The organism is Vreelandella maris (genome assembly GCF_013371085.1).
Classification (GTDB): Bacteria; Pseudomonadota; Gammaproteobacteria; order Pseudomonadales; family Halomonadaceae; genus Vreelandella; species Vreelandella maris.
Genome location: NZ_JABWCV010000004.1, coordinates 261,580 through 273,553, shown reverse-complemented (window position 1 = coordinate 273,553; position 11,974 = coordinate 261,580). Strand labels below are relative to the sequence as shown.

Annotated in this window: 10 protein-coding genes; 7 read left to right on the top strand and 3 right to left on the bottom strand. The window is 52.2% G+C overall.

Annotated elements, in window-relative coordinates:
• Nucleotides 1-95 precede the first annotated feature (95 nt).
• From HUO07_RS05135 to HUO07_RS05125, 3 genes are all read left to right on the top strand, one after another.
• Nucleotides 96-1,010, top strand: a complete 915-nt coding sequence (locus tag HUO07_RS05135; protein WP_340162489.1) for a TRAP transporter large permease subunit — start codon at nucleotides 96-98, stop codon at nucleotides 1,008-1,010.
• 49 nt (nucleotides 1,011-1,059) lie between these two features.
• Nucleotides 1,060-1,761, top strand: coding sequence for a cyclase family protein (locus HUO07_RS05130; RefSeq protein WP_176302659.1), 702 nt, complete (start codon nucleotides 1,060-1,062; stop codon nucleotides 1,759-1,761).
• Between the two features lie 66 nt (nucleotides 1,762-1,827).
• Nucleotides 1,828-3,252, top strand: a complete 1,425-nt coding sequence (locus HUO07_RS05125) for an amidase (RefSeq protein ID WP_176302658.1) — start codon at nucleotides 1,828-1,830, stop codon at nucleotides 3,250-3,252.
• Between the two features lie 162 nt (nucleotides 3,253-3,414).
• Here the strand turns inward: HUO07_RS05125 and HUO07_RS05120 are convergent, their stop codons facing one another.
• The 3 genes from HUO07_RS05120 to HUO07_RS05110 all read right to left on the bottom strand — a co-directional run bounded on the left by HUO07_RS05120 (nucleotide 3,415) and on the right by HUO07_RS05110 (nucleotide 6,638).
• Nucleotides 3,415-4,344: a LysR family transcriptional regulator gene (locus HUO07_RS05120; protein ID WP_176302657.1), complete on the bottom strand. Its 930-nt coding sequence runs from the start codon at nucleotides 4,342-4,344 to the stop codon at nucleotides 3,415-3,417.
• A gap of 537 nt (nucleotides 4,345-4,881) precedes the next feature.
• Entirely contained in the window at nucleotides 4,882-5,919 is a 1,038-nt protein-coding gene (locus HUO07_RS05115) for a histone deacetylase family protein (protein ID WP_176302656.1), read from the bottom strand.
• Nucleotides 5,920-5,939: 20 nt separating this feature from the next.
• On the bottom strand, nucleotides 5,940-6,638 hold the full coding sequence (locus HUO07_RS05110) for a GntR family transcriptional regulator (protein ID WP_176302655.1): 699 nt from the start codon (nucleotides 6,636-6,638) through the stop codon (nucleotides 5,940-5,942).
• Between the two features lie 227 nt (nucleotides 6,639-6,865).
• Here HUO07_RS05110 and HUO07_RS05105 point away from each other — a divergent pair, with 227 nt between their 5' ends.
• The 4 genes from HUO07_RS05105 (at nucleotide 6,866) to HUO07_RS05090 (ending at nucleotide 11,959) form a co-directional block, all read left to right on the top strand.
• On the top strand, nucleotides 6,866-8,422 hold the full coding sequence (locus tag HUO07_RS05105; protein WP_176302654.1) for an ABC transporter substrate-binding protein: 1,557 nt from the start codon (nucleotides 6,866-6,868) through the stop codon (nucleotides 8,420-8,422).
• Between the two features lie 76 nt (nucleotides 8,423-8,498).
• A complete protein-coding gene (locus tag HUO07_RS05100) occupies nucleotides 8,499-9,479 on the top strand; it encodes an ABC transporter permease (RefSeq protein WP_176302653.1) in 981 nt (326 codons plus the stop codon).
• A complete protein-coding gene (locus tag HUO07_RS05095) occupies nucleotides 9,476-10,309 on the top strand; it encodes an ABC transporter permease (protein ID WP_113268633.1) in 834 nt (277 codons plus the stop codon). Before HUO07_RS05100 ends, HUO07_RS05095 begins: the two co-directional genes overlap by 4 nt.
• A gap of 9 nt (nucleotides 10,310-10,318) precedes the next feature.
• Entirely contained in the window at nucleotides 10,319-11,959 is a 1,641-nt protein-coding gene (locus tag HUO07_RS05090) for an ABC transporter ATP-binding protein (RefSeq protein WP_176302652.1), read from the top strand.
• The last annotated feature ends 15 nt before the right edge of the window (nucleotides 11,960-11,974 follow it).

Here is an 11,974-nt window from a genome sequence, read left to right as displayed (position 1 = left end):
GGTCAGCTTTTCAGGTACCATTTTGGAAGCGGCTGTTGGTGCTTGATGGATTGGTTAGGTTCTTGAAATCATAGCACTTTCAGCCGCTTTCTTTTATACCCTGTGAGAAATCCGGGTTAGGGTCGATCGCCGGTAGCGCAGCATTAGGTATGCTGATCCCTCCCAGTATTTTATTAATTGTATGGGGTGTTATCGCAGGAGAGTCTATTGGCAGACTTTTTGTTGCAGGCGTAGTCCCAGGTTTAATGCTTGCCTGTATGTTTTTTCTCTTCCTGCTTATCTATGCCTACCTCAAACCTGAAAAATTTGGCGATAGTGAAAAGGGCAGCGCTGCACAGGTAAAGAACCCCATAACCAGACATGAAATTACTGGTGCCTCAGGCCTTATTATTCTCATTATTTTAGTATTGGGAGGTATTTGGAGTGGGTTCTTCACGCCTACGGAAGCAGCAGGAGTAGGTGTACTCCTAGCGATTATTGTCGGCTTAGTCAAAAGAATGTCATTAAAAGACTTTGCAGCCGCAGTACTCAATACTGGTCGTGTATCCGCTCCTCTGCTTTTTCTACTTATAACTGCTCAAATGTATTCACGGTTATTAGCCAACGGCGGCATTATTGACGTAATTGGACAACTTTTCTTTGGCATTAGCGAAAGCCCATATCTCGTATTAGCTATTATGGTCGTTATATGGCTTCTTCTTGGAATGTTCTTAGATAGCGTATCCATAATATTACTAACAGTACCTATTTTTTCACCCATAGCCCTTTCAGCTGGTATTGATCCCTTAGCTTTTGCCATTATTGGCATACTCGCTATCGAAGCAGGTCTATTAACCCCACCCTTTGGCATGTGTGTATACACTGTTAAAGGCGCTGTTACTGACCCTGAAGCAACACTAGCCAAAATTTTCACGGGTGCGATCCCATATTGGATTATGTTGCTCTCACTCGTGTTAATCGTCGCTATATTTCCCACAATAGCAAGTTGGTTACCCGCCAAGATGCTATGAAAATAGCGTAGTTAATATCAACACAATAGATAACTGATGGAGAATAAAGATGACTAAAAAAATCATCGATTTGTCAATGCATATTGAAGATAACATGCCTTCACACAAGCTTTTTCAAAGCCCTATTTATTTAAAGCATCTTGACCATGAAAGCACCAAGGCACTTAACCTTGGCGTACCTGAAGACCCGATGACCTTTCAGACTAATTATATTGGTATGCTGGATCATGTAGGTACACACGTTGATGCTTTTTTACATGTAAATCCCAATGGCGCTTCCATAGATGAAATGCCGCTAGAAATGTTTATGGGTAAAGCGGTCTGCTTTGATATGCGACATATACCTGATTTAGGTGATATTGATGCCGCTGAAATGGAAAAAGCAGAAAAAGCAGCAGGCGTCACCGTTGATGGCCATATCGTTTTATTATGTACCGGCTTAACAGAAAGGCACTACCCTAATATTGAAGTATGCTGGAAAAACCCAGGTTTAACAGTCGACGCCACCGAATGGTTAGCCGCAAGAAACTCAAAGCTACACGGTGTAGAAGGGCCAAGTACAGATAAACCCACTGACAATATTTTTGCTCAGCACCGTGCCTGCCGAGACCTTGGGGTTACTCACTACGAATGGCTGGTTAACTTAGATCAATTAATAGGCAAAGGTGAGTTCCAATTTCAGGGCGTACCTATCAAGTTTAAAGGTGGTTCAGGCTCGCCCGTCCGTGCCTTCGCTATAGTAGAAGAATAATGTAACAACGCCGCTGCACTCTGATGCAGCGGCTAACTTTGGCTGGGAATATCTAGTGAGGTCTCAATGAGCGACAAACCACTGACAACCAACGAGTTTAGATTCACTACTCTCGAAGACATGATTAAATCGCTGTCTCGTGGAGATACATCACCCATAGAACTCGCAGAAGCCACTATTAATAATATTAATCAACTCAACCCTACTTACAATTTTTTCTCAAGTTTCGATGGCGAAAAAGTCATGAACGATGCGCGTATAGCGCAACAAAATGTAGAAGCAAATGGCTTAAACAGCGGTGTACTTTCCGGTATACCTATTTCCATAAAAGACCTAATTGCCACCAGCGCCTACCCTACACAGTTTGGCTCAATCCTTATGAAGGAGAACATTGTAGCCATTGATGCACCAGCGGTTAAGCGAATCAAACAGGCCGGAGGCATCATACTTGGTAAAACGACCACCAGTGAATTTGGCTGTAAAGCTGTCGGCGATAGCCCCCTAACAGGAATTACCCGCAATCCATGGAACGTTAATAAAACCCCTGGCGGTTCAAGCTGTGGTGCCGCCGCACTAGTTGCTTCTGGGGTTTCACCAGTGGCGATTGGTACCGACGGCGGAGGCTCAATCCGCATTCCCGCTGCCCTTTCGGGGCTGTTTGGCGTTAAAGGCCAATTTGGCAGAGTACCTGTCTTTCCCGTGTCGGCAACACCCACGCTTGCACATGTTGGTCCACTTAGCCGGACTGTCACTGATGCTGCCATAATGATGTCGGTGATTTCAGGTTACGATACACGTGATCCGTATTCAGTGGCAGGCCCTATTCCTGACTATATAGGCGCTTGTAAAAAGCCTCTTAGGCCACTACGTATAGCCTGGAGCCCAACCCTGGGGTATGCCTCGCCTTCAGCCGAAATTGTCGATCTTTGTCAAAAAGCGGTAAGTACGTTAGCCAGCATGGGGTGCATGGTAGAAACCGTGGAACGCGTGATGTCTCATGACCCCATTGATATGTGGGTAGCGGAATTTTACGCAGGCGTGGGGACAAAGCTTTCTGATGCCCTTGCCACGCGGCGAGATGAAATCGACCCCGCAGTAGCAGATGTGCTAGAACAAGCTGTATCACAATCAATGGGCGATTACTATAAAAGCGTATTTCAACGCTATGCTTTTCGTGAACAAATGCGTAGTTTTTTTGAAGACTACGACCTGTTAATTACTCCGACGGTTCCAACTGAGGCATTCGATGTAGGGCTTAATCAGCCGCCCTCACTCAGCCATCGCAGTATTGTTTCCTGGGTTTATTATACCTACCCGTTTAATTTAACCGGACAACCTGCCGTATCAATCCCTGTTGGATTTACACAAGCAGGTTTACCTGTGGGTATGCAAATCATCGCCAAACATAACGAAGAGCATACCCTCTTTAATGTTGCCGCTAATTTTGAAAAAGCCCAACCTTGGCAGCACCTCACCCCGAGCAGCTTATAATTGAGATTATAGAACAATTTAAAAACAATCTAAAAAACAGCATGAAACATAGCTAGCAAATAAGCCATATCATTAAAGATAGCCGCTACTTGGTAGCGGTTAAATTCATCAACGAAAAGAAAAATATAAATCGTTATATAAATGCTCAAATCACATATTTTATTAGATAAGCGTAGCTTCCCATTCACCACTTTCAATTAGATCCTTCATTACTTCTGTAATTAATTTATGTACGGCCCTTACCGCCCGGGAACTGACACCTTCACGGCCCGCTACTATATGGACTGTCCACTGTAACACCGGCTGAGTAATAGGAATAGCGAAAAGCTCGCCTCTTTCTATTTCGGGTTTCACACTTACAATAGGCGCAATTGTATAAAATCCGGCCTTCGCTAGCTCTACCATGCCCGTAAAGGAATTAACCTCTGCAGCCATGTTTAGCTTAACCCCTTGGCGAAGACTCATTTCACTCAATAACACGTTCAACGTATGCGGGTGACTGGGCAACGCCAAAGGAAAATCCTTTATTTTAGAAAACTTTATGGTACCTAAACGATTATAATCATCACGGTTATTAGTCAACAGAAAAAGGTTTTCGTAGGCAACGGCGTTATCAATCAAATTATGGTCAGCTTCATAACTGTCAAAATTATACAGAATGGCAATGTCTAGGTTTCCCTTACGAAGCTGCTCGTTTAACGTACCACTCATTGCTTCGAGCAAATGCAAATTAATTTTAGGAAGACGTTTCTTGGCCCGACTGACGAGTGTGGAAACGACCGCCCTTGCCGCCGTGGTAGTTACACCAATATGCACATCCCCAACGGGATTCATCGTATAATCGAAAATTAGTGATTCTGTACGATCTACCTCACGTACAATATTTTTAAAGTGATGCAACACCATTAAGCCCAAATCATTGGGCGAAACACCTCTGGAATGCCTATCTAACAGCTTAACACCTAGTTCCTCTTCTAAATTTTTAAGCTGCGAACTAAGAGCAGGCTGAGCTATATTAAGTTTTGCAGATGCTTTTGATAAACTTTGCAGCTCTGAAATGGCAATAAAATAGCGTATTTGCTTAAGATTCATAGTGAGCATTTCACTCCAAAAATTAAATTAAATTTTTATTTAAAAAATTGCAAAATACATTTAATACATTACCTTAATTTACTACATGACCTATAAATTATTATTTTATTTATCGCTATAAAGACTTATCTATAACAAGACATGCCCACTTAATCGCTTAAATAGTAGTATTGCTCATTCAAGGGGTGACCTCGCCCCACTAGATTCGAAATCTTTGAGCATGACTTTGTCGTGATTAAACTGATATCAGTTACCCGCAGAGTGGGATGACTTAGCTAATATAAAATAGCTTAATAATGAATCTTATATCAGCTGAATGCTTGACGGAAGCAGTTTAGGAAGCTAATTGCAGATGGACACGAGCCTGTAAAGATTTAGGCACAAAAAACTCAAAGCATCTCAATGCCTAAATCCTAAATGCCTTATGTTAATACTTGCGACTTCTGTCACATAAAGGGGCATAAGCTTTAGCTGGCCTCAGTGCCCCTTCGCTGAAACTGCTGAATATGATTGCAGAAATGAGTCAAGGATAATGGCTCAATCATTAGTTCTTTCTACTCTGCTCAGCAGCCCCTCGAAGAAACTCACCGCGTTGGCTTCCAGTCCTTCCAGATAGTAACCGCCTTCCTGCACCACCAGCGTGGGTACGTTCAGGCCCGCTACCCTGCGGCCAAGTTCCGCAAAACCCGCGGTGGAAACGGCGACCTTGGCTTGGGGGTCAAGCTCGTAGATATCGAACCCAAGCGCCAGCACGATGGCGTCCGGTTCGAACAGGCGGATGGCCTGGCAGGCTTCTTCTAGGCGGTCAAAGAACACCGACGCCTCTGAGCCATGAGGCATTGGCAGGTTGAGGTTATAGCCCAGCCCGGCCCCCTGCCCGCGCTCATCTTCGAAGCCGGTGACCGCCGGGTAGAAGTTGGTGGTATCGCCGTGGATCGAGATATACAGCACATCATCGCGCTGGTAGAAAATTTCTTGAATGCCCTGGCCGTGGTGCATGTCGGGATCGAGCACGACGATGCGCGGGTAGCGCGAAGTGAGGTGCTCTGCGGCTATGGCGGCGTTATTGAGAAAGCAGAAGCCACCGGCGGAATCGATGCCCGCGTGGTGGCCCGGCGGGCGCGATAGCGCATAGGCGAATCGATCACCGGCTATCAGAGCCTCCGCACCGGCGACCGCGCTTTGCGCGGACCAGTAAGCCGACTGCCAGGTGTGCTGCCCTACTGGCGCGCTGCCATCAGCCAGGTAGCGTCCGGCTTCCGCTAAGATGCCGCGCAGAGCGTTGGGCGAACGCACGAAGATGTTGGAGATCACTTCTTCTCCCCAGTCTTCGTCAAGGGCATGCCAGCGACGATGGGCACTTTCGAGAAAGCGCAGATAGGGCAACGAATGCACCGCCCTTATTGGCGCTACCCCATGATCCACGGGTGCTTGGATATCAAACCCTAGCTGATTGGCCGCCGCCAGCAGTTGAGTCGCGCGCTCCGGCACTTCCTGGGGGGTGCGCATTTTCCCGCGAGAGAAGTAGGTTTGCGGCTGATGAAGCAATTGATCATCGTGAAAGAAGGTCTTCATCGGCACTCTCTTCATCAGAACTATCCTTCATCAGAACTATCTACGGTTTCGCCCACACCCTTCACTACAAATTTGCGGGCAACGCCTATGTGGTAGTCAATCGCCTCACGACAGGCGGCCGCGCTGCCGCTATCCAGCGCGTCGAGCAATTTATAGTGACTAGTGGCGATGGTGTCGGGGGCTTCATGGGTTTTGGTAATTAGCGTGATGCAGAGGCGCAGTTCATGAGTGAGGTCGTCAAAGGCGCGCAGCAGCCGCTCGTTGCCTGCGTAGTGCAGCATCAGGCGGTGAAACTGCAGATCCTCTTCAATTCGACGAGTGCCATCGTTACTGGCGGCCGCTTCACAGAGCACCTCTACCTGCTGCTTGAGCGCGCGCTGGGCTTCCGGCGTGTAGCGCTCTGCCAAGCGATGAATCGCATGCCTCTCAAGGCATAGCCGCAAATCAAACACATCTTCGAGTTCAACGGCATTCAACGCGCGGACAAAGAAGCCGCGGCGAGGTTTGGAGATCAATAAACCACGGCTTTCCAGCAAGCGCGCGGCCTCACGAACCGGTGCGCGGCTAACGCCCAAGTCACGGGAAAGCTGTACTTCGGAAAGCCGTTCGCCGGGTAAAAAGTGTTGCTGAATAATCGCTTGGGTCAAATAGTCAGCCACCTGTTCGACGAGGTTTTGCTGCTGGATAAAGGGCCTGGGAGCCGCCGTTGATAAGGCCATAAAATTTACTCGTGGGGTGTGGCGCGTTTTCTCAGTATGACGAAAAATAGCTTTTTGTCGACGAACGATTGCCGACTGTCGACAGTTTTACCGCATGCTGCTAAGTTCAAAGTGCAAGGTTCAAAAAGGCCCCCAATAACCCACACAACTGGGCCTAACACGCCACGCCTCGCTCGCCTAACGACTACGTAAACCCATTACGTGCTAATAACCGAGGAGCAGGAAACATGAAAAAACCTTTAGCTTTGGCTATTTCCGCTGCAGCACTCGCTTTCACCTCCGCCGCCCTGGCTGATGACCCCAAAGAGGGCGGTGTGGTTAACACCATTATCCAGCCGGAGCCGCCGGGCTTGGTGCTGGGCATGGTTCAGAACGCCCCTACACGTACCGTCTCGGGCAATATCTACGAAGGCCTGTTGCGCTACTCCACCGACCTGGAACCCATGCCGCAGTTGGCGGAGTCGTGGGAGGTCAGCGACGATGGCCGCACCTACACCTTCCACCTGCGTGAAGGCGTTACCTGGCATGACGGCGAAGCCTTTACCGCCGATGACGTGGTGTTCTCCGCCGATGTCTTCCACCGTGAGTTGAACCCCAGTGCCCGCGCCGTGCTGCAGCATGTAGAGAGCATCGAAGCCACCGACGACCACACCGTCGTATTTACCCTGAAGCAGCCTTTCGGCCCGTTCCTGATCTCCTTCGAGGCGGGTACCTTTACTATGGTGCCTGAGCACCTCTACGCAGGTACCGACTTCCGCAATAACGAGCACAACGACCACCCCATCGGCACTGGCCCGTTCAAGTTCTCCAATTGGGAGCGCGGCACGGTGATCGAACTGGTCAAGAACGAAGAGTATTACGAAGAGGGGTTGCCCTACCTGGATGGCGTGAACTGGCACATCATTCCCGATGGCGCCTCCCGTGCGGTAGCCTTCGAGAACGAGACCATCGATGTGCTGCCCAGCGGTACCGTCGAGAACTTCGATATTCCCCGCCTGGCCGAGATGGATAACGTTTGCATGACCGAAGAGGGCCACGAATACTTCAGCCCCTTTGCTATGCTGTGGATGAACAATCGCGAAGGCCCCACCGCGGATAAACGCTTCCGCCAGGCGGTGATGTACGCCATGGATCGCGAGTTCGCCAAAGATGTGCTGTGGAACGGTCTAGGCAATGTGCCGCTCTCCGCCTTTGGCTCCAATGCGCGCTTCCAGAATGATGACCTAGAACCCTACGACTACAACCCAGACCGCGCCCGCGAGTTGCTGGATGAAATGGGCTACGACGGTGAAGAGATCACGATTCTGCCGCTGCCCTACGGCGAAACCTGGACCCGCTGGGCCGAGGCCGTGCAGCAGAACCTGCGTGAAGTAGGCATTAACGTTGAAACCCAAGCTACCGATGTGGGCGGCTGGAACCAGCGCCTGGGCGATTGGGATTACGACCTCGCCTTTACCTACCTCTACCAGTATGGCGACCCGGCACTAGGTATTTCACGCACCTACCTTTCCGACAACATTGCCAAGGGCTCACCCTGGAATAACGTCGAAGGCTACGAAAACGAGCGTGTCGACGAGCTGTTCAACGAGGCCGCTACGGCTTTCCCCGACGAAGAGCGCGAAGCGCTTTACCGTGAAGTTCAGGAAATCCTGCACGAAGATGTGCCCGTTGGCTGGCTGATGGAGCTGGGCTTCCCGACTCTTTACCGCTGTGATGTGAAAAACCTAGTCACCTCCGGCGTAGGTGTTAACGACGGCTTTAAAGATGCCTGGCTAGACCGCTAAACCCAAGCCACCCAGGTAGCGCGAGCTACCTGGGTTTTCCAGCTATGTCTTGAAGGTATTAGTCAGGAAACTACTTATGGTTTACGCGCGCCTAATCCTAATGCGGCTGTTCAAGGCCGTGATTGTGCTGTTTTTAATCGTTATTTTTAACTTCTTGCTGATTCAGTTGGCCCCCGGTGACCCGGCCGCCATTCTGGCTGGCGAAGCGGGTGCCGCCGACCAGGAGTTTCTCGATCAGTTGCGCGAGCGCTTTGGGCTCGACCAGCCGATGTATGTACAGCTGTGGCATTACGTGTCGGGTATCGCCATGCTCGATTTCGGCTACTCCTACCGACTGGGCGTGCCGGTGTTTGATCTGATTATGGATCGCCTGCCCGCCACCCTACTGCTCACCGGCACTGCCTTTGTGCTCTCACTGGTACTGGGCATTGTGGCAGGCTCCATGGCCGCCGCGCGGGTCAAGAAGCCCTCTGGCTCACTGATCATGGCGCTGGCGCTGGTGTTCTACGCCACGCCGCTGTTCTGGGTCGCACTGATGTCGGTGGTGGTCTTTTCCGTCTACTTAGGCTGGCTGCCCGCCTACGGGCTTTACACCGTGGGGGCGGGCCATACGGGGTTGGCGCTGGTGCTCGACGTGGCCAAGCACTTGGTATTGCCCGCCACCACGCTGGCGCTGTTCTTTATGGCGATTTACACCCGCATGACGCGCACGTCGATGCTCGATGCCGCGCAGCAGGATTACGTCAAAACCGCCCGCGCCAAGGGCTTGAAGCCAGGCATTATTCAGCGCCGCCATGTGTTGCGTAACGCCCTGCTGCCGATCATCACGTTAGCGGGCCTGCAGGCGGGGCAGATGGTCGGCGGGGCAATCCTGACCGAAACCGTGTTTGCCTGGCCCGGCATCGGGCGGCTGATGTTCGAAGCGCTACAGCAGCGTGACTACAACCTGCTGCTGGGCATTTTCTTCTTCTCGGCGGCCTTGGTCATTGTCTTCAATATCATCACTGATCTGGTCTACAGCCTGGCTGATCCACGCATCAAGAAGGGGGCCGCATGAGCTTTTTCGCACGCTTTGCGCAAAACCGTGGCGCCCTCGTCGGGCTGATTATTCTGCTGCTGATTATCGCCATGGCGATACTCGCCCCACTGCTGTTTCCTGAATCGCCCTGGCGCATGGTGCAGCGACCCTTTTTACCGCCGCTCTCGCAAGATGGCTTTCCCCTGGGCACCGACACCATGGGTCGCAACGTGGCCTCAGGCTTAATGCACGGCGCCTGGGTATCGCTATTAATCGGGCTGGTATCCACCAGCGTGGCGCTGCTGATTGGCGTTCCCTTGGGAGCGATTGCAGGCTACTACGGCGGCATCATTGACGACATATTGATGCGCTTTACCGAGTTCTTCCAGACCATTCCCAACTTCGCGCTGGCGATCGTGCTGGTGGCGATTATGCAGCCCAGCATCACCTCCATCGTGCTGGCGATTGCGATTGTCAGCTGGCCGCCGGTGGCTCGTTTGGTGCGCGCCGAGTTTATGTCGCTGCGCAACCGGGAATACGTGGAAGCCGCGCGCTTGGTGGGCCAGTCCAACACTACGATTATTCTGCGTCAGATTCTGCCCAATACGCTGTCGCCGATTATCGTGCTGGCATCGCTCATGGTGGCCACCGCGATTTTGCTGGAGTCGGCGTTGTCGTTCCTCGGTTTGGGCGACCCTAACGTGATGTCCTGGGGCTATATGATTGGCGCTGCGCGCACGGTGATTCGTCAGGCTTGGTGGCTGAGTTTCTTCCCTGGCGTGGCGATTCTGCTCACCGTTTTAGCGTTAAACCTAGTGGGTGAAGGGTTAGACGACGCACTGAACCCCAAACTATCACGCGAGCGCTAAGGACTTTATATGCCTATTACAGAGAATCCATCGGCTGACACCGTCCTCAGCATTCGCGATCTTAACATTGCGCTGCCCAAAGGGGCGGATCGCGCCCTGGCGGTGGAGGACGTGAGCTACGAGGTGAAGCGCGGCGAAATCATGTGCGTGGTGGGCGAATCCGGTTCCGGTAAATCAATGGCCGCCAACGCCGTGATGGGGCTGCTGCCCAAGGGCGTGAACGCCACCCATGGCGAGATACTCTTCGAGGGGCAGGACCTGCTCGCCCTGACCGAAAAGCAGCACCGCGCCCTGCGCGGGCTAAAAATTGGCATGATCTTCCAGGAGCCAATGACCGCCCTTAACCCCCTGATGCGGGTAGGCGCGCAAATTGCCGAGGTGTTCGAAGCTCACGGTCAGTTCACTCCCAAAGAGCGCCAGGCCCGCGCGCTGGAGTTGTTGATCGAAGTGGGCATTCCCCAGCCGGAGAAGGCCATTCGCGCCTACCCGTTTGAGCTCTCTGGCGGCCAGCGACAGCGGGTGATGATCGCCATGGCGCTGGCGCTGGAGCCCATTCTGCTGATTGCCGATGAGCCCACCACGGCGCTGGATGTCACCACGCAAGCGCAGATCCTTGAGCTTATTCGCGATCTGCAACAGCGGCGCGGCATGTCGGTGATGTTTATCACCCACGACTTTGGCGTGGTAGCCGAAATCGCCAACCGCGTTTGTGTGATGCGTCATGGCAAGATCGTTGAACTGGGTGACGCCAAGTCGGTGCTTGAGAAACCTCAAGACGCCTATACCCAAGCGTTGATTGCCGCGATTCCCAGCAATGCGGTGCCGCCCCACCGGGAGACCAGCCAGGTCGCCCCGCTGCTGGAGATCAAGCAGCTCAATAAGGTCTTTCGCTCCCGGGGCGGGTTCCTTAAACCTTCCCGCGAAGTGCGTGCCCTTGAGGATGTCTCGCTCACCTTGGCGCGGGGTGAAACGGTGGGGATCGTAGGTGAGTCAGGTTCGGGCAAATCCACGCTTGGGCGCTGTGTGGTGCGTTTGGAGCACCCCGATAGCGGCGAGTTGCTGCTCGATGGGGTGAACCTTTCCCAGCTCAAAGGCGATGCGCTGCGACGGGAACGCCACCGGGTGCAGATGATATTCCAAGACCCCTACGCATCGCTCAACCCACGCACCAAAGTAGGCATGGCGATTGCCCAGGGGCCGATTGCCAACGGCACGCCCAAAGCCGCGGCGCTTAAACAGGCAGGTGAGCTGCTCGATATGGTCGGTTTGGGCGCCAGCGCCGTGGAACGCTTTCCTCACGAGTTTTCTGGCGGCCAGCGCCAGCGTATCGGCATTGCCCGAGCGTTGGCGCTTAACCCTGAACTGATTGTGGCGGATGAGGCCGTATCAGCCTTGGACGTGTCGATTCAGGCCCAGGTGTTGGAACTGCTGGAGGAGCTTAAACAGCGGCTTTCGTTATCGCTGCTGTTTATCACCCACGACCTGCGCGTCGCCGCGCATATCTGTGACCGCATCGTGGTGATGCAGCACGGCCGCATCGTTGAGCAAGGCAGCGCCGAGCAGATTTTCCTCGCCCCAAAAGAGGCGTATACCCAGGATCTGCTCAAGGCGATTCCCGGCCGCGAAGCCCCCGTAGCGGCCACTGCGTAAATTATTAATGGTAAA

Bases quoted from the DNA above. Each gene is read 5' to 3' on its own strand.
- HUO07_RS05130 (WP_176302659.1), top strand. From the start codon at position 1,060: ATGACTAAAAAAATCATCGATTTGTCAATGCATATTGAAGATAACATG.
- HUO07_RS05125 (WP_176302658.1), top strand. From the start codon at position 1,828: ATGAGCGACAAACCACTGACAACCAACGAGTTTAGATTCACTACTCTC.
- HUO07_RS05120 (WP_176302657.1), bottom strand. From the start codon at position 4,344: ATGAATCTTAAGCAAATACGCTATTTTATTGCCATTTCAGAGCTGCAA.
- HUO07_RS05115 (WP_176302656.1), bottom strand. From the start codon at position 5,919: ATGAAGACCTTCTTTCACGATGATCAATTGCTTCATCAGCCGCAAACC.
- HUO07_RS05110 (WP_176302655.1), bottom strand. From the start codon at position 6,638: ATGGCCTTATCAACGGCGGCTCCCAGGCCCTTTATCCAGCAGCAAAAC.
- HUO07_RS05105 (WP_176302654.1), top strand. From the start codon at position 6,866: ATGAAAAAACCTTTAGCTTTGGCTATTTCCGCTGCAGCACTCGCTTTC.
- HUO07_RS05100 (WP_176302653.1), top strand. From the start codon at position 8,499: ATGGTTTACGCGCGCCTAATCCTAATGCGGCTGTTCAAGGCCGTGATT.
- HUO07_RS05095 (WP_113268633.1), top strand. From the start codon at position 9,476: ATGAGCTTTTTCGCACGCTTTGCGCAAAACCGTGGCGCCCTCGTCGGG.
- HUO07_RS05090 (WP_176302652.1), top strand. From the start codon at position 10,319: ATGCCTATTACAGAGAATCCATCGGCTGACACCGTCCTCAGCATTCGC.